Origin of the sequence: Nocardia flavorosea NBRC 108225 (assembly GCF_001613385.1) — a bacterium.
Taxonomy (GTDB): Bacteria; Actinomycetota; Actinomycetes; order Mycobacteriales; family Mycobacteriaceae; genus Nocardia; species Nocardia flavorosea.
This window is the reverse complement of sequence record NZ_BDCG01000015.1, coordinates 360,718-381,964: the sequence shown is the minus strand read 5'-3', so window position 1 is coordinate 381,964 and position 21,247 is coordinate 360,718. Positions and strand designations below refer to the sequence as shown.

The window sequence follows — 21,247 nt, the reverse complement described above, 5'->3', positions numbered from 1 at the left end:
TCTCGATGCCGGCGCTCTCCTTGTCCCGCCAGCTCGCCGCGGTACAGCGTTGCCCACCTCGTCCGCACCGGATCGTGGTGCACGAGCATCGTCACCGGCGGGGCTCGGCCGCGCTGACCATCGGAGATCGGCGGACGCTATCCCCGGGTCATCGACGAGTACATCGTGACCAGGGCGCGGTTCCCCGCGGCCGCGGTGGTTTCGTCGGCGCAGAGCATTCGCAGCGCACGCCGCAGCAGCGCCGGGTCCAGCTCGTCGAGCGCGGGGCCGCCGCGTGGGGCGGGCAGCTCCGGAAGTTCGAGGGCGTTGCCGTAGGGGTCGGTGGTTTCGTCCACCTGCTCGGTCGTCGTTTCGACCCCGCCGATCAGCCGTTCGATACTCAGCCCGCGTACGGCGAGCAGATCGCGGGGATGATCGTCCAGCCGTTCGGCAAGCAGGCAGACGACCGCAATCGCATGTTTGCACGGCCAGCCCGGATCCGGGCAGCTACAACCGAAGTCGATATCGGCGGCGGTTTCCGGCACCAGATGCGGGGCGAGTTCGCGGGGCAGATCCCCGGACACGATCCGCGCCAGCATCCCCGGCGCGGACCGGATCACCTCCACCACCAGTTCCACCTCCTCCGGCCGCAACCGGCGGATCTCGCAGGTGGTGGTGAACGGGCGCGGCTGGCTACCCTGCACCTCGGCGGTGACGAGCCCCGGTTCGATGCGGTAACTCACCACCTGACCCGCCCGCGCATAGGTGCGACCGCGCGCGAGCCGGCCGGGGTCGGCGAGCCGTTCCATCACCTCGAGCAGTGCCTTGCCCCAGAAGTTGCGGGCGAATGCGCCCCGGCGGTTACGGGTCGATGCCCCGCCGGATACCGGCCGGCGTTTTCCGTATTCGGCGAATTCGGCCACTACTCTCCCACCGCCTCGGCGCCCAGGCTGAACAAGCGGGCCAGATCGTCGTCGCCGAGTTCGGTGATCCAGTTCTCTCCCACCCCGACGGCGAGATCGGCGAGTTCGCGTTTACCGGTGATCATTTCGTCGATCCGCTCCTCGATCGTGTCGACGCACACCAGTTTCCGTACCTGCACCGCGCGTTGCTGCCCGATCCGGAAGGCGCGGTCGGTGGCCTGGTTCTCCACGGCGGGGTTCCACCAGCGGTCCAGATGCACCACATGGTTCGCGGCGGTCAGGTTCAGTCCCGTACCGCCGGCCTTGAGCGAAAGCAGCATCAACGGCGGGCCGCCGGCCCGCTGGAATGCCTCCACCATGCCATCGCGGCGTTTCTTGGCGACCCCGCCGTGCAGGAACGGGATCGGGCTGCCGAAACGTTCGGTGAGGTAGGGCACGATGAGTTCACCGAATTCCCGGAACTGGGTGAACAGCAGCGCCTTCTCCCCCTCGGCGAGTACGGCGTCGAGCACATCCTCGACCAGTGCCAGTTTCCCGGAGCGATGCGCGCCCCGGCGCAGCACGGCAGAGGAGTCGCCGAGGAAATGGGCGGGATGGTTGCATACCTGCTTCAACTTGGTGAGCGCACCGAGTACGGCCCCCTTGCGGGCCATTCCCTTGGCGTCGCGCAGCTTTTCGAGCATATCCTCGACAACGGCCTGATACAGCGCCGCCTGTTCGACGGTGAGATTGGCCCGGACGGTCATCTCGAATTTCTCCGGGAGATCGTCGATGACGGCCGGGTCGGTTTTCACCCGGCGCAGCAGGAACGGTGAGGTGACGGCGCGCAGCCGGGTGACGGCGTTCTGATCGTTCTCCCGTTCGATAGGTACGGCGAAACGGGCGCGGAACGTCTGCGGGCTACCCAGTAATTTCGGCACCGCGAAATCGAAAAGTGAACGCAGTTCCTCGAGCCGGTTCTCGACCGGGGTACCGGTGAGCGCGAGCCGATGCCGGGCCGGTAACGCCCGCGCCGCCCGCGCCTGCCGGGTGGCGGCGTTCTTGATGTGCTGCGCCTCGTCGAGGACCACCCGCTCCCACTGCTGCCGGGACAGATCGGCGATATCGCGGGCGAGCAGCGCGTAGGTGGTGATCACCAGATCGGCCCCGGCCACGGCTGTGTCCAAGTCGTCGCCCTGGGCCCGGCCGGGCCCGTGGTGCACCGAGACCCGCAGGTCCGGGGCGAACCGGGCGGCCTCCCGCTGCCAGTTGCCCACCACCGACATCGGGCACACCAGCACCGTCGGCCGCGGGGTGGCGGCACCTTCACGTTCGTGCAGCAGCAGCGCGAGGACCTGAATCGTTTTCCCGAGGCCCATATCGTCGGCGAGGATCGCTCCGCAGTTCAGCCGGTTCATCGTGGCCAGCCATGCCAGCCCTCGTTCCTGGTACGGGCGTAGCTGCGCTTTCAGACGTGCCGGGGCGGCCACCGGGTCCTGCGCGCGACCGGAGTCGAAAAGCGCCGCCGGCCAGCCCTCCGCGGTGACCTCGGTGAGCGGTACCCGCCCGACCTGGTTCGCGGCGATCTCACCGATCAGATCGGCGAGGGTGATCTCGTTGTCGCCGGTGTGCAGCGCGACGAATTTCGCGGCGGCCGCCAGGGCACCGTGGTCGGCCTGCACCCATTCCCCGCGTAACCGCACCAGATCCGATTGCACCGAGACCAGCTGCCGCATCTCGGGCTCGGACAGCACGGTATCGCCGAGCGCCAGCTCCCAGCGATAGGACACCAGTCCGTCCAGCCCGACCGTGCTCTCGGCGGCGGGCACCGCGGCACCGTTCACCCGCAACCGCAGGGTGGGCTCGGTGATATTCCACGCCCGGGGCAACAACAACGGGATCCCGGCGGCAGACAGCTCCTGCGCGCCGTGCGCCACCAGATCGGCCACCACTTCCGTCGGTAAGAGCAGGTCGAGGGTGTGTGAGTCGGCCGGGACATCGCGCAGCCGCGGATAGGCGCGCTGCGCTTTACCCAGCCATTCCAAACCGGTCCGTACCTCGTCCGCGATTCCGGGCACCGGGATCGGCCGGGGTGCCGCACCATCGGCGCGCAGGCAGACCTCCAGTCGCCACAATGCGGAATCTACCGGCATGTCGGCGAATTCGCCGTCCGGTTCACGCAGCCGCAACACCAGCTCCGGTTCGCCGGACGTCCGCGTCTCCCGCCACTGCCGCAGCACCTCGGCCACCTGGTGGCTGCCCGACTCCACGGGAACGTCCACGGACAAGGCGTGGGCCAGCGGATGCGGATGGGCCTCCGCGGCGAGCATTTCGCGCACCATCGGATCGGTGAGTTCGGTGACCATATCGTCGAGCACATCGGCCGGCTCACCCGCGACTCGCAGCGCCGGCGGTGCCAGCGCCGCGAGTTCGGCGAGCCAGGCGCGCTGACCGGCACCGCCGACCGGACGCCAGCGCGCCCACCACTGGCCGTCCTCGCGCCGCAATTCCGGCACCACCGCACCCGCGCGTATCCACCGTTCCAAGCCGTAGGCAAGATGCGCGAGGAACCGCAGATCACCGGCCACGGCCGCGGCCGGCAACCGCTGCCGTAATGCTGCGGCCGCGGCGGCGGGTGCGAGCGCATGGGCCCGGACGGTTTCCCGCCGGGCACCGGCCTCGTCCACAAGCAGCACTTCGGCACGGTGGCGGAACCGCGATTCCGCCAGCACGGAGCCGAGCAGGCCCCCGACCGGCTCATCCTCCTCGCCCGGAGCACACCACAGCAGCAGCCCGGCTCCGGGCGACCACAGTCCGTGCAGCATTGCCCCATCAAATCAGCCCGGTCCGACACGCTGTGACCCGTCCCCACCCACTCCCGCCGGCACCCCACTCCGGCACGCCGGGCCATTTCTGGATTTATCCCCCACAACGGCACATACTGGGAAATATCCGCTGGTCACCGCTGTTATCCGCCATCCACGCCCGCGGGCGGAGCCCGCACCGGGCGAGCTGTCCGGCAGCGGCGCGCGGCGGGCGGCGCCCACCGGCCCCGGAACAGCGGTCCCCACAGCACACAGCGGCGTCATCGAACAGCGGAGGGCAGCAGTATGACAATTCTGCTCCAGGTTCTCGAGCAGAGCTACACGCCGACCACACCCTGGGAACGACGGAAGTTCACCTTCGTGGATGCCGGCAAGATCGTCGGGATGCGACTGGACGGGCAATGCGGTGTCTGGCTCGACCTGTCCCGGCCCGGCGAATCGCAACGGCTCGCCCACACCGATCGGCCCGAGGATGCCATCACGTTCCTGCTCACGGCCTTCGCCAAGATCGCCGAATGTCTCGACAGCGGTGGTTCCTGGGTGATCGGCCACGACGGGGTGCATATCGAATCCCTGGTCGCCACCCGTTTCCCACCCCGTAGCAGCGGCGTCGACAACGACGAACTGCTGGCCCGCGCCTGGCTGTGATCCACCGGGCGCCGGAAATTGTCGGCGCCCCCGGGTATACCGGTAACCGTGATGACACGGGGGAAGATTCATACGGTTTCCGCATTGCTCGCTGCCTGCTTGTTCGGCCTGCTCACCGCCTGCGCGGTCCCGCCGGGCCTGCGGCCCGCACCCGGTAGCCCCGGGCGCGCGCAGCTCGAACAACTCCTCGCTGCGGTCCGGGTGATTCCCGAACGCCCGCACACCGGCGGCTACGAGCGTGATTGCGGGTCCGGGCAGGGTTGCGTTTTCGGGCCGGCCTGGTCCGATGATCACGACGGCCCGGGCGGTCACGACGGCTGCGATACCCGAAACAATGTGCTCGCCCGTCAGCTGGTGGATATCGCGTACCGGCCGGGCACCGGAGGCTGTGTCGTCCAGTCCGGCGTCCTGGCGGATCCGTACACCGGCACCCGGAGGGTGTTCAGCAAAGAAAACGCCCAGCAACTGCCCGTGGACCATATCTACCCACTGGCCGCCGCCTGGGATATGGGTGCCGCCGCCTGGTCGTCCGCCCAGCGCATCCGGTTCGCGAACGATATCGACTACAACCTGCAGGTCACCGACCGCGCGACCAATACCGATAAAAGCGACAGCACACCCGCCGAGTGGTTACCACCGTCACGGCCGGGGCACTGCTACTACGCGGGCAGATACCTCACCGTAGCCGTGCGCTATCAGCTCCCGATAACCGGAGCGGACCATGAGGTACTACGCGATATCACGGCACGGTGCGACTGATGTACATGACGCCGAGCCACCGTCACCCCGCACAACGTGCCGACATTCAGGTGTTCTCGCCGGTACCGCCGGCCGGCATCTCATTGATCACCCAGTGGATGCAGGGCCGAAAGCGGCCCGAGCGCTCTCCGGATCACGAAGCGGTGGCAGGCCGCGTCCAGATATCGTCCGGCAAGGTGTTCTCAGCAACCGGATCGCCGCGGATCGAAAGCCCGATCAGGCTCCTGTCGCCACGGGGCGTTTCGAATCGTGCGCCCACTGCGACCACGAACCCGGATACAGGGCCGCCTCCACGCCCACTACGGCGAGTGCCGCAATGGCGTGGGCAGCGGTGATTCCCGAACCGCAGTACACCGCGACCGGTTCGCCGCTGAGGTCGCTGTATCGCCGGCGCAGCAGTTCCGGCGGCAGAAAGCAGCCGTCCTCGTCGAGGTTCTCACTGGTCGGGGCGCTGATCGCGCCGGGAATATGCCCGGCACGAGGGTCCACGGGTTCTTGTTCGCCGCGATACCGTTCGGCGGCCCGGGCATCGATCAGCACACCCTCCCACCGGGCGGCGGCATCGGCGTCGATCACGGGCAGCCGGCCGGGGTCGAGTTCGATATCGCCGAGTTCGGGGTCGGGTTCCACCCCGGTCGCCAGGGCACCGCCGCTGCGCAACCACGCAGGTAGTCCGCCGTCGAGGATGCGCACATCGGTGATCCCGGCCCAGCGCAGCAGCCACCACGCCCGCGCGGCCGACATACCGCCGAGCGCGTCGTAGACCACGACCGGGTCCCCCGCGCACAGGCCCCAGCTGCGGGCGCACTTCTGGAGCTGTTCGGGGTCCGGCAGCGGGTGCCGGCCCTGGGCCGGGGTGGGTAATGCGGCGAGTTCGGTGTCGAGGTCGACGAACACCGCGCCCGGGATATGTCCGTTCTGGTACTGCTGTGGCCCCTCCGGGTCACCCAGTTGCCAGCGGACGTCCAGCAGGCGCAAATTTTCTTCCGTTGATTCCCGGAGTTCTTCAGCCGAGATCAGTACCGCGTTCAACGCAGCTCCTCGTCCAAGAGTCTGGAACAGTTTTTTCACCGTACGCGCGCGCGGTCTGCCGCGTCCATGCGGCCACCGCAGAATTCATCTACCGGCGGACCGCTCAGATGCGGGCGAGCAGGGTCAGCGGATCTTCCAGCGCGCCGGCGACCGTGGCCAGGAATCGGGCCGCGAGTTCACCGTCGATCATGCGGTGATCGAAACTCAGCGTCAGCGTGACCACCGACCGCACGGCCAGCTCACCGCGGAAAACCCACGGCCGCGAGTTCACCGCACCGACACACAGAATCGCCGCCTCGCCCGGGTTGACCAGCGGCGTCCCCGATTCGACCCCGAAAACGCCGATATTGGAGATGGTGAACGTCCCGCCTCGCAGCTCGGACAGGCCCGCCCGGCCGTCGCGGGCGGTCTGCGCCAGCCAGCCGATCTCCCGGCACAGTTCCCGCAGGCTCAGCGTCTGCGCGTCTTTGATGTTGGGGACGAGCAGTCCACGCTCGGTGGCCACCGCGATACCCAGGTTGACGAAATACCTGGTGACGATCTCCGAATTCGCCTCGTCCCAGTAGGTGTTGATCCCGGGGTACTCCGACAGCGCGGCGAGCACCGATTTCGCGACCAGGGCGAGCGGTGTGGGAGTCAATCCCTCGAATGTCTTGGTGGCACGCAGATGATCGAGCAGTTCCAGCGACGCCGTGATATCGACCGTGCTGGAAGTGGAGGCCTGCGGGATCGTGCGGGCGCTGGCCACCATTGCCGCCGCGGTCCGTTTCCGGATTCCGGAAATCGGCGTGCGCTCCTCCCGGGCCGACCCGTCGGCCCGCTGTCCGATACGCGCGACCTCCTCGGTGGTGTGCTCGCGCGGTGCAGGCTCCGATACCGGCACCGCGCCGCGAACATCCGCGACGGTGACCGCGCCGTCCGGCCCGGAGCCGGCCACGTACCAGAGGTCGATCCCCAGCTCCCGCGCCAACTTTCGCGCGCCTGGCGTGGCGGAGACCCGACCGCCGCCGACCCCCGACCCGAGCGTGTCCCCACCATGTGGCGCGCCGGGCGGTGCCGCCGCGGCGCGGCCGCCGGCTGCCACATCGGGCCTAGCACCCCGGATGGTCTCGTCCGGGGAACGAGCACCCGCGTCAGCACGGGTGCCGGCAGAACCCTCCGCATGCTCCGTACCAGCCCTCCGCACCGGTTCCGCCGTTTCCCCGGCGGCGGCCCGTTCCACAGGCGCCGCCGCGGTCTCATCCGCCGGCCCCGCGTCCGCGCCGATGACACCGCTCTCGTAATCGACCCCGGCGGCCTCGGTTTCCGCGGGTGGAGCGGACGCCGCGGCGCGCATGCGGCGGCGGCGCGACGGCTGATTCTCCGCCTCCGGCCCATAGCCCACCAGCACCGACGTTCGACCGTTGCCGCCCGGTGCGGGCGTGCTGCTACGGATCCGTAGCAGCGGCGCCCCGACCTCGATCGTCGCCCCCGGTTCGGCGAGCAGTTCCACCACGGTGCCCGCGAACGGCGAGGGTAACGCGACCACCGCCTTCGCGGTTTCCACCTCGGCGATGGTCTGGTTCAGTTCCACCTCGTCGCCCACCTCGACGGTCCAGTTCTGCAGTTCGGCGTCGGTGAGTCCCTCGCCGAGGTCGGGCAGCCGGAATTCCAGGATCTCGCCTGATTCGGCGGTAGCGGCATCGTCCACGGTGGGCACCTCCGGCTGGCGTCAGGGTGGCGGGGCACTCAGGCGGCAAGCGTGCTGTCGACCGCCGCCAGGATGCGGTCCGGGTCGGGTAGGTGATGCTTTTCGAGCTTAGCCGGAGGGTAGGGAATATCGAATCCGCCGACCCGCCGGACCGGTGCTTCGAGTCGATAGAAACAGCGTTCGGTGATCCGGGCCGCGATCTCCGCGCCGATTCCGCCGGTGACCGGCGCTTCGTGCACAACGATCAGCCGGCCGGTCCGGTCCACCGATTCGGCGATAGTGTCGATATCCAGGGGCGCCAGGCTGCGCAGATCGATCACCTCGAGTGAAAGGCCCTCTTCGGTGGCGATTTTCGCCGCGGTCACTGCGGTGGCCACCGTTCCCCCGTACGCGACAAGGGTGGCGTCCGAACCCGGTATGCATACTCGCGCCCGGTCCAGTGGCAGCGAATCCGTTGCAACCGGGTCGATTTCGGCCTTGTCCCAATAGCGGCGTTTTGGTTCGAAGAAGATCACCGGATCGTCCAGCGCGATCGCCTGGCGGATCATCGTATACGCGTCGGCCGGGTTGCTCGGCGACACCACCCGCAGTCCCGCAGTGTGCGCGAAATACGCTTCCGGCGATTCGGAGTGATGTTCGACGGACCCGATTCCGCCGCCGAACGGAATCCGGATCGTGAGCGGAGCGCTCACCCTGCCCCGCGTCCGGTAGTGGATCTTGGCCACCTGCGAGACGATCTGGTCGAAGGCCGGATAGACGAAACCGTCGAACTGGATCTCGCACACCGGCCGATAGCCACGCAATGCCATCCCGAACGCCGTGCCCACGATGCCGGATTCGGCCAGCGGTGTATCGATCACGCGGCGGTCCCCGAAATCCTTCTGCAGCGTATCCGTCACCCGGAACACACCACCCAGCCGGCCGATGTCCTCGCCCATCAACACCACCTTGGGATCGTCCTCGAGGGCGGTACGCAACCCGGCGTTGAGCGCCGCGGCAAAAGTGGTGATCATGAGCGGACTCCTTCCTCGCGCAGGGTGAGCGCGACGTTCTCACCGGCGGCCGGGTCGTCGGCCAGATACTCGGCGTAGTCGCGGCGCTGGGCCGCGACGAGAGAATGCGGGGTCGCGTAGACGTGGTCGAACAGTTCCAGCGGTTCGGGATCGGGCATGGTGAGCGTGGCCGACCGGATCCGGTGCGCCACCTCGTCCGCGCGTTCGTCCACCCGCTGCTGCGCGGCCGTATCGAACAGACCCTCGCGTTCGAGCAGTCGCCGCATCCGCAGGATCGGGTCGCGGCGGGCCCAGTCCCCGGTTTCCGCGGAGGTGCGGTAGCGGGTCGGGTCGTCGGCGGTGGTGTGCGGGCCCATGCGGTAGGTGATGGCCTCGATGAAGGAGGGCCCGCCGCCGGTGCGGGCGCGGGCGGCGGCCCGGCGGGTGACGGCCAGGACGGCCAGCACATCGTTGCCGTCCACCCGGCTCGCCGGGATCCCGTGCCCCACCGCTCGCTGCGCGATCGGGGTGGCGCTCTGCAGATGTACGGGTTCGCTGATCGCCCAGTGGTTGTTCTGGCAGAAGAACACCACCGGGGCGCTCCAGGTGGAGGCGAAGGTCAGGGCCTCGGCGATATCGCCTTGACTCGTGGCGCCGTCACCGAAATAGGCGATGGTGGCGATCTCCGCGCCATCCAGGTGGGCGGCGTAGGCGTATCCGGTGGCGTGCAGACCCTGTGCGCCCACCACGATCGCCGGATTGGTCATATTGATCTCCGCCGGGTCCCACGACGAATGCGCGACCCCGCGCCACATCGGGGTGAGGGCTGCCGGGTCCAGGCCGCGGCAGTACGCGACCGCGGCTTCGCGGTAACTGCTGAAGATGTAGTCGTCGGGCTGCAGCGCGTGTGCCGAACCGACCTGCGCGGCTTCCTGCCCCTCGCCCGGCGCCCACAGACCGAGCTGCCCCTGCCGGGCCAAGGCGACGGCCTCGGTATCGATCCGCCGGCTCACCACCAGGTCTTCGTAGAGCTGCCACAGCTCATCCGGCCCGATCTCGGCGACCAGGGCCTGATATTCCGGGTTGTGCACCCGAGCGCCGTCGGGCTGGATCAGTTGCACCGGATACTCGGTTGTGCCGGGCATCGGCCTCGCCTCCTCACGCGGGTCACGCGCTTATGTGGCCTACACCACATAGCATCCACGCTTAGGCGAACTGCGCAAGTCTCGATCCGGCAACTGAGCATTCCGCACGGTTTCAACCGCCCGGTTGCTGTCATACTGCGCTTTATGACCAGTCAGGAAAGCACCGAGCCAGTATTGGACGCCACGGACGCGCGACTCCTGCTCGAACTGACCGCCAGCCCCCGCGCCACCGGCGTCGAACTGGCCGCCCGGCTCGGACTCTCCCGCAATACCGTGCAGGCCCGGCTCGCGCGCTGGGAGGCCGCCGGCGTCCTGCGCAGTTTCGAACTCCGGGTGCAGCCGCGCGCGCTGGGATACCGGCTGTCCGCCTTCGTCGCGGTGGTCGTGGACCAGCATCGCCTCGACGCCGTGGTCGACGAACTGGCCGAGGTACCGGAAGTGACCGAGGCCTGCGGTATGACCGGCCCGACCGATCTCACGGTCCGCGTGGTCGCCCGCGATGCCGACGATCTCTACCGGATCGCCGGGCAGATCCTGAAGATCCCCGGCGTGGTCCGCACGAATATGACACTGGTGATGCAGGAGCTGGTGGGCCCGCGCACCGCCCCCCTGCTTCGCCGCCTGGCCGAACCGGACTGAACCGCCACGAACCCCTTATTAAGCGACATACCTAGGCTTGTGTCACAGTAAGGGATAGGGTGCCGATATGGAGCTCTCAGGCACAGCAACCGACACCTTCTCCGGCCGGACCGCCATCGTCACCGGCGGCGGCTCCGGTATCGGCGCGGCACTGGCCCGCGGGCTGGCCGGCCACGGCGCGAAGGTCGTCGTCGCCGACCTCGACTCCACCACCGCGGCGAAGGTCGCGGACGAGATCGGCGCCGCCGCGATCTCCGCAGGCGGCGACGCCGCCGATCCCGACGTGATCGCGCAACTGATCGCGGCCGCGGAATCCGCCTTCGGCCCCGTCGACTTCTACTTCGCCAATGCCGGTATCGGCGGCGGCGCAGGCCTGGACAGCACCGACGCGCAATGGTCGGCCGCCCTCGAAGTCAACACCCTGGCGCATATCCGCGCCGCCCGCCTCCTCGTCCCCGGCTGGCTCGAACGCGGCAGCGGCTACTTCGTCTCCACCGCCTCCGCCGCCGGCCTGCTCACCCAACTCGGCTCCGCACCGTACTCGGTCTCCAAACACGCCGCCGTCGGATTCGCGGAATGGTTGTCGGTCACCTACGGCGACAAAGGAATCGGCGTCAGCTGCATCTGCCCGATGGGCGTGGACACGGCCTTGCTGCGCGAAGGAATGATCCCCGAGAACAACGCCGAAGCGGGCCGGTTGGCGATCACCGCCGTGAAATCCGCGGGCTCCGTACTCAGTCCCGAAGAGGTCGCCGACACAGTCCTCGCCGGTGTTGCGGCCGGGGAATTCCTGATCCTCCCGCACCCGGAAGTCCTGCAGATGTACCGCAACAAGGGATCCGACTACGACCGCTGGATCCGCGGTATGCGCCGCTTCCAAGCCGCTCTGGAAAACCCCGGCGACTGAATATCTGCCACCTGGCGCCCGGCGATATCCGCGGGTTCCGGGCCGTCCGGATCCCGCACCTTACGAATCTCCGGACTCTCGCCACCACCGGTTACCTGCTCAGCCCGCCCAGGCTGGGATACTCAGCCGATTGCAGAGACCGCCCCCCTGCGAGCCTCGTTTTCATGGTTGATTCCGATGCCTTACCTATTCAGGCGGAGTGAGTCAGGGCTCACTACTCGGCCCGCTCGCGCAAGAAGCGAGCGGGGGCCTCGTCGGCGGGGAGGAAGGGCTTCCAGGTGCAGTTCGGCGAGCGTGACGTCGATCGCGGTGGCGAACCGCCGGGTCCGGCTTCGCAGGCCCTCGGTGATATCGCGCCCCCATTCCGCGAGATTCACCCCACTCGCGGAGCCGGCTCCTGCGGATGCAGCGCCGGCCGCAGGACATTGAGCGGCGGCTTCAACAGCCACGGCGCCGCGCCGGAGCCCGCGACACCGCACGGCACACGCTAGGTTCCCGGGTCCTCGGTGACCAGTGTCCGGGCAGCGGTGCGGATGACCGCGGGGATCTCGACCGGTTTACGCGTTTCCTCGTCCACATAGACATGGACGAAGGTGCCGGTGGCAGCCAGTTCCAGGTCCTGTCCGGCGTCCCGGAAGATCGCCAGGTCATAGGTGATGCTGGAGCGGCCGAGGCGGGCAATTCGCAGGCCGACCTGCAGTTTGTCCGGAAAGCTGAGCGAGGCGTGGAACCGGCAGGAGGTCTCCGCGACGATCCCGATCGCGGCCAGGTCACGGATATCGGTGCCCGTCGCGTCCATCAACCACGCATTGACCGCGGTATCGAAGTACGCGTAGTAGGTCACGTTGTTCACGTGCCCGTAGTGGTCGTTATCGGCCCATCGGGTGGGCACCGGCCAGAGCACCGGATACTGCGTCGTCACCGGGGCGACGATACCGGGTCGGCCGGCGGGCAGTGCCGTCGAGGAACGACCGCCGGTCCGCGCGGTCCTCGGTCCAACCGAGGCCGGCCGGACTCGCGACTGCCGCCGCATCCGGACCGCAGACCCGGCCGCTACGCCGGATACGAATCAACTGGCCGAGGAGACCGCGGCAGCACCGCCGGCCCGGTGTTCCCTCGGGCTGACGCCGAAGTGCCGTTTGAACGCCGTGCTCAAGGCGAACGCGCTGCCGTACCCGACCCGGCGGGCGATTGCCTCGACCGTGTCCTCGGTGCCCTGCAGCAGGTCGGCGGCCAGGTCGAGTCGCCATTCGGTGAGGAATGCCATGGGTGGTTCCCCGACCAGTTCGGTGAACCGGCGGGCCAGCGCTGCCCGCGATGCGCCGACTTCCTGGGCGAGCGCGGCCACGGTCCAAGGGTGGGCGGGGTTGTGCTGTAGTAGTCGCAGGGCCTTACCGACCAGCGGGTCGCCGTAGGCGTGGTACCACGGTGGTGCTTCGGCGCCGGAAAACCAGGTGCGCAGGGTCGAGATGAGCAGCAGGTCCAGCAGGCGGTCCAGCACCACGCCTTGGGCGGGCAGATCTTTGACGGTTTCGTCGGTCAGCAGGTCGAGCAACCGATCGTCGGAACGGCCGCGCGGCAGTACCAGAATCGGCGGTAGTGCACGCAGTAGGCGCCGGCTCACCGCGCCCACGTATTCGTAGGAGCCGGTGACGAACACCGTTTCCCCGTCCGGATCGTTACCCCATTGCCGTACCCCGAGACTCATGGTCTCGCAGAGCACTTCACCGTCCAGCGTCGTGGTGACCTGCCCGGGGTTGATCAGGATCTGCGGTTCGGTCGCGGGATCGTCGGCGACGGTATAGGGCCGCGTTCCCCGGAACACCGCGACGTCACCGGCCTCGATCCGGCGCTGCTCGCCGTCGGCGGTGAGCACCCACGCCCACCCCCGGACCACGGCCACGAGTGTCAGTGGCGATTCGTCCTGGATCCGCAGCGACCACGGCGGGCTGAGCATCGACCGCAGCACGAACGCGCCCCGCGCCCGTGGGCCTTCGAGCAGCGCCGCCAATGCATCCATCCATCAACGATAACCGCGGCGCGTTCCGCACCGAACAGGATGAGGAAGCAGGTGCCCGAGCAGTAGTTCGATCAGCAGCACCGGCGCAAACCACATCAGGAAAGGCGGGACCGTCACCAGCGTGGTGGTCACCAGTATTCCGGCGACGACGGCGCCGAACGCCACAAGTGTGCGGATCGATCGCGGCGATCGGATCACCGCGGCAGCGGACACCAGAGCCAAGACGTAGGTCAGTGCCGCCGCAGTCCACCCGTACCCGGGTACCGCGAGGGCGAGCACAAATGGCCGGATGTGGACGACAACGAACAGGAGATGACTGTGCGCCGCCCGGCCCTGCCGGTGATACCAGCGCGTGGCCGAAGTGGTCGCGTTGACGACGACGCCGCCGAACATGTCGAAGCCGAGGAGGCAGTCACCACGACCACCAGCCACATTTGGCCTGCCTGCCACGCGAGCGCGCCCGCGGCAACGGCCCCACCGCCCCCCGCGCAGTAGCCGAGTGCGATCTCGTCCCTCGTCGCGCCGGGCGCGATCAATCGGTCGGTGATGGTCATCGTCTGATCCCGTCGACGCAGATCGCAAGGAGGGGCTCTGTCAGATCGGGAAGCGAGATCCGATCGTCGGCCAGCCATTGCACGAGACAGCCTTCGATCGCCCCGACGATCACGGCCGCGTGTTCGGCGCCGATTCCCGCCCGCAGTTGGGCCACGAGCCCGGCCGGAAGTTTCTAGAGGTACATTCCACCGTCGGTGTATTCCGTGCGTACCGCGATACTTTCGGCGCGGTCGCGGAGTGCGACGAGTTCGGCGAGCGTCGCGCCCCCGGCCGGAATATCGGCCGGCGCATCGCCCAGCCAGGTCCGCGCCTCGGTGGCGGTCAGCTTGCCGATCTCCACCTGAGCCAGGCATCTCCCGGGCCGGGTCACAGCGGGATGCAGCCGGGACAGGTCCTCGTTGGTGCTGATAGCGACCAGTACGTCACGGCCCTGGCCCAGCATTCCGTCGGTGAGATTGAGAAGTCTGGAAAGCCCCTGTCCCGAAGTGGATTTGGCTTCGGCGTGGATCAGCTCGTCGCAGTCCTCCAGGATGAGCAGCCGCCAGCGGTCGGATTCGTCGTCCTCACCTTCGGCACCCATCGCCGCACGCATCAGGTAGCCGGGTTTGGCGAACAACATCTCCGGATCGAGGACGCAGTCGGCCTGACACCAGGGCGCCCAGGCCCGGGCGAGTGAGCGCAGGGCTGTCGTCTTACCGGTGCCGGGCGGACCGTGCAGAAGCAGTAATCGGCCCCGGATATCGGCCGGGCGCATTGCCATCAACCGATCCAGTGCGCCCGCGACGGGGACGCTGTAGTTTGCCCGGATCTCCGGCCACTCGGGGGTGGTGACGGTGAGGGCGCGCCGGGTCGCTCCGCGGTCGCCCTGATGCCAGAAGCCCATTTTCACCGCGGACAGGTCGGTGGGGGCGGGCTGTTCGGCATCGTGGACCGATTCGGTGACGATGCGTTCGGCCAGCTCGTCGCTCACTGCCACCACTTCCAGCGTCGCCGACTTGTCGGCCCACCGGTCGGCGCGCAGGGTCCAGCCTTCGCCGAGCACCAGAATCGACTGCGAATCGGATTCCACGACCGAACGAGAGATCTGCGAGCCCGGCGGCCGCAGCAGGGCCTCCGGTCGCACCCGGTCCAGCTGTTTCTTCCGGTAGTACGGCTGCACGCCCCGGCCGAAGAGGCTCAGGGTCAGCATGTCCAGCAGGTCTCGGGGCGTGGAATACGAGTCGAGGACCGCCGACCAGGGCAAAGCTTCGGCAGGGTCGGGAGTCGTGGGATCGAATTCGATCAGGCGAAGTGGTTCATTGCGTTCGGGCATCGCCGACCATGATCCGCCCGCGGTGACCACACAGTCCACACATTTTCCCATGTCGACGGCAGGTCATCGACGCGTCGGATTCAGGAACCCAGGGCCAATTCGACCATCGGCACCGTATCGATCCCCTTGCCGGTGGCCTGCTCGATGATGCCGCCCAGTTTCCGGTAGGCCTTCGGATGCCGGATCCGGTAGTCGGCCAGCACCACGGCCGTCTCCTGGCGCTCCAGCGGCCGGGCCACCGCCGGCGCCCGGTAGCGGGTGCCGATGCTCACCCGGCAGTGCGGGTCGGCCAGCAGGTTCCGGTACCACTGCGAGGTCTCACCGAAGCCGGAGGCGATGACCACGGTGTCGGCGCCGGGGCGATCCACTGTTTCGAGTGCGACGTACCGCGCTTTCCCCGAGGTGCGGCCGGTGTGCTCCAGCAGGAGTAGCCGGCCTCCGAAAAGGAACCCGAGCCTGGCACGGAACGCCCAGATCGGGGCCCGTACGAACCACCGAGTACGCAAAAGTTTCACGCCGAGATCCGCCATTCGTCGACGTTAACAGCAACGGCCCCGGTACACGTTCGGCAGTGAGACGAACGCGCACCGGGGCCGCTGTATTCGTGCGCCTACAGCGCTTTGAGTTCCTCCGTGACCGCACCCACCGATTTCTTCGCGTCACCGAAGAGCATGGCGGTGTGATCGGCGTAGAAGAGCGGGTTGTCGATACCGGCGAACCCGCTGTTCATCGAACGCTTCAGCACGATCACCGATTTCGCCTGGTCGACATTGAGAACCGGCATCCCGTAGATCGGGCTGGCCGAATCCTCGCGCGCGGCGGGGTTGGTGACATCGTTCGCGCCGATCACCAGGGCGACATCGGTCCGGCTGAATTCGCCGTTGATATCGTCCATTTCCTTCATGGCGTCGTAGGACACCTCGGCCTCGGCGAGTAGCACGTTCATATGCCCGGGCATCCGGCCGGCCACCGGGTGGATGGCATATTTGACCTCCACGCCCTTGGCTTCGAGCAGTCCCGCCATCTCCTTCACCGCGTGCTGCGCCTGGGCGACGGCCATACCGTAGCCGGGGACCACGATCACCTGGTTGGCGTAGGCCATCTGGATCGCGGCGTCGGCGGCGGAGGTCGCCTTGGCCTGCTTCTGCTCGCCGCCACCGGCGGCCGCGACCGCACCGCCGCCACCGAATCCACCGGCGACGATGGCCGGAATGGATCGGTTCATGGCCTTGGCCATCAGGTTGGTGAGGATGGTGCCGGACGCGCCGACGATCATGCCGGCCACGATCATGGCGGTGTTGTTCAGCGCGAGACCGGCCGCCGCGGCCGACAGCCCGGTGAGGGCGTTCAACAGCGAGATGACCACCGGCATATCGGCACCGCCGATGGGCAGCACGACCATGAGGCCCAGCACACCCGCGGCCAGCAACAGTCCGACCATCCACCACTGGGTGACGCCACCGTCGGAGGCACCGAGGCCAATCACGACCGCCGCGGCGATCGCGGCCACCAGCAGCAGCAGGTTCACCGGCTGCTGCAGTTTGCCCAGGCCGATCGGTTTACCGGGCAGGATCTCCTGCAGTTTGCCGAACGCGATGAGCGAACCCCAGAACGAGATGGAACCGATGATCGCGGCGAACAGCGAGCCGACGATGATGTGCACCGTCGGTTCCTCACCATGATGGAAAGTGGAGAACCCGGTGGTGTCGATGAATTCGGCCCACGCGATCAGTGCGACCGTACCGCCGCCGACACCGTTGAACGCCGCCACCAGCTGCGGCATGGCGGTCATCTTGGTGTGCAGGGCGGGCGGTACACCCAGCGCCACACCGACCACGAGGCCCGCGACGATGAGGATCCAGTTGCTCGTATCGCGTACCGCGATGAGCGTGGCGATGACCGCGAGGGCCATACCGCCCGCGGCGATCCAGTTACCCCGGACGGCGGTCTTCGGGCCGGTCAGCCCCATCAAGCCGTAGATGAAGAGGGCGAAGGACAGGATGTAGAGAATATCGACGAGATTGTCCATGGCTCACTGACCTGCCTTCTCGGCACCCGCGCCGGGCTTCTTACCTTTGAACATGCCCAGCATCCGGTCGGTCACCACGAAACCGCCGATCACGTTCAGGGTTCCGAACACCAGGGCCACGAACAGGATGATCTGCACCCCGATCGAGGGGTCCTCCATCCGGCCCAGGGTGACCAGTGCGCCCAGCACGACGATGCCGTGGATGGCGTTGGTGCCCGACATCAGCGGGGTGTGCAGGGTATTGGGGACCTTGGAGATCACCGCGAAACCCACGAATCCGGAGAGCACCAGAATGGCGATATTCGCCAGTAGCTCGCTGTACATCATTCGGCTTTCGTTGTCGGTTCGGCGTCACGAGTGACGCAGGAATCGGCCAGCACCTGATCGGAGAAGTCCGGTTTCAGTTCGCCGTCGGTGAGCATCAGCTCCAGCAGTGCCGAAATATTCTTCGAATACAGCTCGCTGGCGTGCTCGGGCATGGTGGCGGGCAGGTTCAGCGGCGAACAGATCGTCACCTCGTGCTTGACCACGGTTTCGCCCGGTTCGGTGAGTTCGCAGTTGCCGCCGGTTTCGCCGGCCAGGTCCACGATCACGCTGCCGGGTTTCATCCCGGCGACCGCGGCGGCGGTCACCAGGCGCGGCGCGGGACGGCCCGGCACCAGCGCGGTCGTGATCACCACATCGAAACCCTTGATCGCATCCTCGAGGGCCTGCTGCTGTTTCGCCTTCTCCTCGTCGGTGAGTTCGCGGGCGTAGCCGCCCTCGCCGGCGGCGTCGATACCGAGATCGAGCCATTGCGCACCGACCGACCGGACCTGATCGGCGACCTCGGGCCGCACGTCGTATCCGGTGGTCCGCCCGCCGAGCCGCTTGGCCGTGGCCAGCGCCTGCAACCCCGCGACACCGACGCCGAGTACCAGCACGGTCGCCGGTTTCACGGTGCCCGCGGCGGTTGTCAGCATGGGGAAGAACCGGGTCGATTCCGAGGCTGCCAGCAGGACCGCCTTGTACCCGGCGACGTTCGCCTGGGAGGACAGTGCGTCCATCACCTGCGCACGCGAAATGCGCGGGATCGCTTCGACGGCGAACGCCTGCACCTGCTTTTTCTTCAGCGCGTCGATCTGGTTGTCGGCATTGCGCGGCGCCAGGAATCCGATGAGGGTCTGGTCGGCGGCCAGTTTCGCAACCTCGGCATCGGTGGGCGGCGCGACCTTCACGACCACATCGGCCGACCAGGCATCGCCGATCGTGGCACCGGCCGCGGTGTATGCGGTATCGGGAATGAGCGCGCTCTGTCCGGCTCCGGCTTCGACGACGACCTCCACACCCTGTTTCACCAGGGCCGGAATGATCTTCGGCACCAGGGCGACCCGCCGCTCGCCCGCGGCGGTTTCGCGAACGACACCGACACGCGCCCCGCGTGGCGACGAATCGCTCACGGTCTGCGTTGTCTCCACTTGTCTGTTTCCCTCTCCTACGTCTCCGGCCGCCGATTACGGCGCCGGGCGGGGTGTTCGTGAACACCCCGCCCGAAATCCTCGCCACCGTACATCGACGGGAGTGAGATTAGCTGAGATGCCCGTCACATCCATACCCCAGGGGCGGTCATCTTCACATTGGTAAATGCTGTTCGGGGCGGGTAACCGCAGAACCGTTCCGGCGGGTCTGAAAAGTTTGCTAATTCCACCAGGCCATCGGGTCCGGCCGGGCCGTACGCCGTAGAGTCGCCCTGTGAGCGAATGCGTTTTCTGCCTGATCGTGGCGGGTGCCGCGCCGGCCCACCGGGTCTTCGAAGACGACACCGTCTGCGCGTTTCTCGATATCCGGCCGATCGCCCGCGGGCACACCCTGGTGATCCCCAAGAGCCACGCCACCGACCTGTCCGGACTCGACGCGGAAACCGGTGCCGAACTCTTCCGGGTCGGGCATCGGATCGCGCGGGCGGTACAGGGTCCGGCATTCGCCGCCGACGGCGCGAACCTGCTGATCAACGACGGCAAGGCAGCATTCCAGACGGTCGGCCACGTGCACCTGCATGTACTGCCCCGCACACACGGCGACAAGTTCCGGTTCGCGTCCGGCCTGGTACTGCGCCGCTCGCACGAACCGGAGCGGGTCGCGGCCGCGATTCGCTCCGGTTTGGCCGCCCTCGATACCGCAGCTACCGATCCCGATACCGATACCGGCTGAACCGGTTTCCACACCGAACCGACCGACCGCCAGCCCACGGAAGGCACCGCCCATGTCCGATCTCCCCGACCGCCCCGAACTCGTCCGGCTGCTGTCCGACCAGTTCGATGCCCTGACCGACCTGGTCGGCGGGCTCGACGAGGACCGGTGGCGGATACCGTCACCGCTGCCCGGCTGGACGGTTTTCGATGTGATAGGCCATATCATCGGCACCGAATCGCTACTGCTCGGCGATGAGCCGCCGGCACGTGCTGCGCAGGCACCCGATATCGACGTCAAAACATTGCCGCACGTCCGCAACGATATCGGGGCACTGAACGAGATCTGGTTGCAGCGGTTGCGGCCACTGTCGGGTGCGGAACTGCTGCGGATGTATCACGAGGTGATCGACCGGCGCCGGAAAGCATTGTCCGCCATGGACGATCGGGCATGGTCGGCACCCTCGCAGTCTCCGGTAGGCGAGGTGCCCTACGCGCGGTTCATGCGAGTCCGATTGTTCGACTGCTGGATGCACGAACTCGATATCGCCGATGCGCTGGGCGAGCGGGTCGACGAGGGCGGCGCACGCGGCGAGTGCGCGTTCACGGAGTTCGCGCAGTCGCTGCCCCGGGTACTCGCGAAACGCGGTGGAGCACCGTCCGGTTCACTGATCACCCTCCGGTTGACCGGTCCCCTCGCCCGTACGCTGCATATCGAGGTCGGCGACCGGGCCGCCTACGTGAGCACTCCCGGCCGGGGTGCCACGGTGACACTGGAACTGGATTCGGGTCTGCTGGTGCGGCTCGGCGGCGGACGCGTCGACCCCGAAACCAGCTTGGACCGCATTACTTTCGAAGGCGACACCGAACTGGGGCGGCAGTTGGCCCGGAACTTGGCGTTCACGATCTGAGATGCGACTTTTCCTGGCCAGTTACCGGTTCGGCGAACACTACGATGTGTTCGCCGAACTCGCCGGTACTCCAGGCCCGATCGCGGTGATCGCCAATGCCTGCGATTCCTGGCCCGGCGCACGCGCGGCGGCGGTGACCAGCGAGCTGGTGCCGCTACGGAACTCGGGCTTCACACCGCACGAGGTGGACCTGCGCGAATACATCGGCCGCCCGGCCGAATTGCGCCGGACCCTGTCCCGGTTTCCGGCGCTCTGGGTGCGCGGCGGCAATACCTTCGTACTGCGTGCCCAATTCGCCCGCAGCGGTGCGGACACGGTGATCCCGGATCTGCTCGCCGCGGATGCCCTCCTGTACGCGGGTTACAGCGCGGGCGCCTGCCTGCTGGGACCGCATCTGCACGGCCTGGAAGCCTCCGATGATCCGGGGGAAGTGGCACCGACCTGCGGTATCGAACCGATATGGGAGGGACTCGGGTTGATCGACCGGCCGATCGTTGCGCACCTCGACTCCCCCACCGATCCCGACGGCACGAGCGATGCCCTCGCGGCTCGCCTGCGTGCCGACGCCACCCCGCACTGGGCACTCACCGATGCCGATGTCATCGTTCGAAACGGCACCGAAATACGTTCTTACACGAGCTGATTCGAATCGACTTTGCTGCCTTCACCGGCACGCGCGCCTCCGAACACCGGCGGCGAGGGCCCCTCCCTTCCCTCATCGGCACGCAACATGA

The 21,247-nt window shown here is 67.7% G+C and carries 22 protein-coding genes; 7 read left to right on the top strand and 15 right to left on the bottom strand.

Going from position 1 to position 21,247, the window contains the following annotated elements; translation table 11 throughout:
• Nucleotides 1–137: 137 nt before the first annotated feature.
• The gene (locus NFL01S_RS20005; protein WP_062977439.1) at nt 138–902 is read right to left on the bottom strand and encodes an SWIM zinc finger family protein; all 765 of its coding nucleotides are present in this window, start codon (nt 900–902) and stop codon (nt 138–140) included.
• Entirely contained in the window at nt 902–3,706 is a 2,805-nt protein-coding gene (locus NFL01S_RS20000; RefSeq protein ID WP_062977437.1) for a DEAD/DEAH box helicase, read from the bottom strand. The genes NFL01S_RS20005 and NFL01S_RS20000 overlap by 1 nt, the downstream gene beginning before the upstream one ends.
• Before the next feature lie 285 nt (nt 3,707–3,991).
• On the opposite strand from NFL01S_RS20000, the gene NFL01S_RS19995 reads away from it, so the two are divergent.
• Entirely contained in the window at nt 3,992–4,354 is a 363-nt protein-coding gene (locus NFL01S_RS19995; protein WP_062977435.1) for a hypothetical protein, read from the top strand.
• A 51-nt stretch (nt 4,355–4,405) separates the two neighbouring features.
• Nucleotides 4,406–5,113, top strand: coding sequence for an HNH endonuclease family protein (locus NFL01S_RS19990; protein WP_084492944.1), 708 nt, complete (start codon nt 4,406–4,408; stop codon nt 5,111–5,113).
• A 216-nt stretch (nt 5,114–5,329) separates the two neighbouring features.
• Here the strand turns inward: NFL01S_RS19990 and NFL01S_RS19985 are convergent, their stop codons facing one another.
• From NFL01S_RS19985 to pdhA, 4 genes are all read right to left on the bottom strand, one after another.
• Nucleotides 5,330–6,145, bottom strand: coding sequence for a sulfurtransferase (locus NFL01S_RS19985; protein ID WP_062977433.1), 816 nt, complete (start codon nt 6,143–6,145; stop codon nt 5,330–5,332).
• 103 nt (nt 6,146–6,248) lie between these two features.
• Complete coding sequence (locus tag NFL01S_RS19980; RefSeq protein WP_062977592.1) at nt 6,249–7,835, bottom strand: dihydrolipoamide acetyltransferase family protein; 1,587 nt, start codon at nt 7,833–7,835, stop codon at nt 6,249–6,251.
• A 38-nt stretch (nt 7,836–7,873) separates the two neighbouring features.
• Complete coding sequence (locus NFL01S_RS19975) at nt 7,874–8,848, bottom strand: alpha-ketoacid dehydrogenase subunit beta (protein ID WP_062977431.1); 975 nt, start codon at nt 8,846–8,848, stop codon at nt 7,874–7,876.
• Nucleotides 8,845–9,972, bottom strand: a complete 1,128-nt coding sequence (gene pdhA, locus NFL01S_RS19970) for a pyruvate dehydrogenase (acetyl-transferring) E1 component subunit alpha (RefSeq protein ID WP_062977429.1) — start codon at nt 9,970–9,972, stop codon at nt 8,845–8,847. The genes NFL01S_RS19975 and pdhA overlap by 4 nt, the downstream gene beginning before the upstream one ends.
• A gap of 144 nt (nt 9,973–10,116) precedes the next feature.
• Between pdhA and NFL01S_RS19965 the strand changes: the two genes are divergently transcribed.
• On the top strand, nt 10,117–10,611 hold the full coding sequence (locus NFL01S_RS19965) for an Lrp/AsnC family transcriptional regulator (protein ID WP_062977427.1): 495 nt from the start codon (nt 10,117–10,119) through the stop codon (nt 10,609–10,611).
• A 67-nt stretch (nt 10,612–10,678) separates the two neighbouring features.
• Nucleotides 10,679–11,518: an SDR family oxidoreductase gene (locus NFL01S_RS19960; RefSeq protein WP_062977425.1), complete on the top strand. Its 840-nt coding sequence runs from the start codon at nt 10,679–10,681 to the stop codon at nt 11,516–11,518.
• 487 nt (nt 11,519–12,005) lie between these two features.
• Here NFL01S_RS19960 and NFL01S_RS19955 read toward each other — a convergent pair whose 3' ends face one another.
• From NFL01S_RS19955 to NFL01S_RS19920, 9 genes are all read right to left on the bottom strand, one after another.
• Nucleotides 12,006–12,440 carry an acyl-CoA thioesterase gene (locus NFL01S_RS19955; RefSeq protein ID WP_245670799.1) on the bottom strand — a complete coding sequence of 145 codons (435 nt, stop codon included), beginning with the start codon at nt 12,438–12,440 and terminating at the stop codon, nt 12,006–12,008.
• A gap of 147 nt (nt 12,441–12,587) precedes the next feature.
• Nucleotides 12,588–13,538, bottom strand: coding sequence for an AraC family transcriptional regulator (locus tag NFL01S_RS19950; RefSeq protein ID WP_062977423.1), 951 nt, complete (start codon nt 13,536–13,538; stop codon nt 12,588–12,590).
• A gap of 3 nt (nt 13,539–13,541) precedes the next feature.
• Nucleotides 13,542–13,970, bottom strand: coding sequence for a hypothetical protein (locus tag NFL01S_RS19945; RefSeq protein ID WP_157116721.1), 429 nt, complete (start codon nt 13,968–13,970; stop codon nt 13,542–13,544).
• Nucleotides 13,971–14,088: 118 nt separating this feature from the next.
• Entirely contained in the window at nt 14,089–14,247 is a 159-nt protein-coding gene (locus tag NFL01S_RS35630; RefSeq protein ID WP_174555704.1) for a hypothetical protein, read from the bottom strand.
• A gap of 18 nt (nt 14,248–14,265) precedes the next feature.
• Complete coding sequence (locus tag NFL01S_RS19940; RefSeq protein WP_062977587.1) at nt 14,266–15,405, bottom strand: DUF5925 domain-containing protein; 1,140 nt, start codon at nt 15,403–15,405, stop codon at nt 14,266–14,268.
• Between the two features lie 80 nt (nt 15,406–15,485).
• Nucleotides 15,486–15,935, bottom strand: a complete 450-nt coding sequence (locus tag NFL01S_RS19935; RefSeq protein WP_062977419.1) for a nitroreductase family deazaflavin-dependent oxidoreductase — start codon at nt 15,933–15,935, stop codon at nt 15,486–15,488.
• Between the two features lie 80 nt (nt 15,936–16,015).
• Nucleotides 16,016–17,434: an NAD(P)(+) transhydrogenase (Re/Si-specific) subunit beta gene (locus NFL01S_RS19930; protein WP_062977417.1), complete on the bottom strand. Its 1,419-nt coding sequence runs from the start codon at nt 17,432–17,434 to the stop codon at nt 16,016–16,018.
• Nucleotides 17,435–17,437: 3 nt separating this feature from the next.
• A complete protein-coding gene (locus tag NFL01S_RS19925; RefSeq protein ID WP_033244390.1) occupies nt 17,438–17,758 on the bottom strand; it encodes an NAD(P) transhydrogenase subunit alpha part 2 in 321 nt (106 codons plus the stop codon).
• Nucleotides 17,758–18,891 carry a Re/Si-specific NAD(P)(+) transhydrogenase subunit alpha gene (locus NFL01S_RS19920; protein ID WP_062977415.1) on the bottom strand — a complete coding sequence of 378 codons (1,134 nt, stop codon included), beginning with the start codon at nt 18,889–18,891 and terminating at the stop codon, nt 17,758–17,760. Before NFL01S_RS19920 ends, NFL01S_RS19925 begins: the two co-directional genes overlap by 1 nt.
• A gap of 274 nt (nt 18,892–19,165) precedes the next feature.
• On the opposite strand from NFL01S_RS19920, the gene NFL01S_RS19915 reads away from it, so the two are divergent.
• Genes NFL01S_RS19915 through NFL01S_RS19905 form a run of 3 tightly spaced genes read left to right on the top strand, consistent with a single transcriptional unit; the run spans nt 19,166 to nt 21,156 of the window.
• Nucleotides 19,166–19,624 carry an HIT family protein gene (locus NFL01S_RS19915; protein ID WP_062977413.1) on the top strand — a complete coding sequence of 153 codons (459 nt, stop codon included), beginning with the start codon at nt 19,166–19,168 and terminating at the stop codon, nt 19,622–19,624.
• 52 nt (nt 19,625–19,676) lie between these two features.
• A complete protein-coding gene (locus tag NFL01S_RS19910; protein ID WP_062977411.1) occupies nt 19,677–20,513 on the top strand; it encodes a maleylpyruvate isomerase family mycothiol-dependent enzyme in 837 nt (278 codons plus the stop codon).
• Between the two features lies 1 nt (nt 20,514).
• Nucleotides 20,515–21,156, top strand: a complete 642-nt coding sequence (locus NFL01S_RS19905; RefSeq protein WP_062977409.1) for a Type 1 glutamine amidotransferase-like domain-containing protein — start codon at nt 20,515–20,517, stop codon at nt 21,154–21,156.
• The last annotated feature ends 91 nt before the right edge of the window (nt 21,157–21,247 follow it).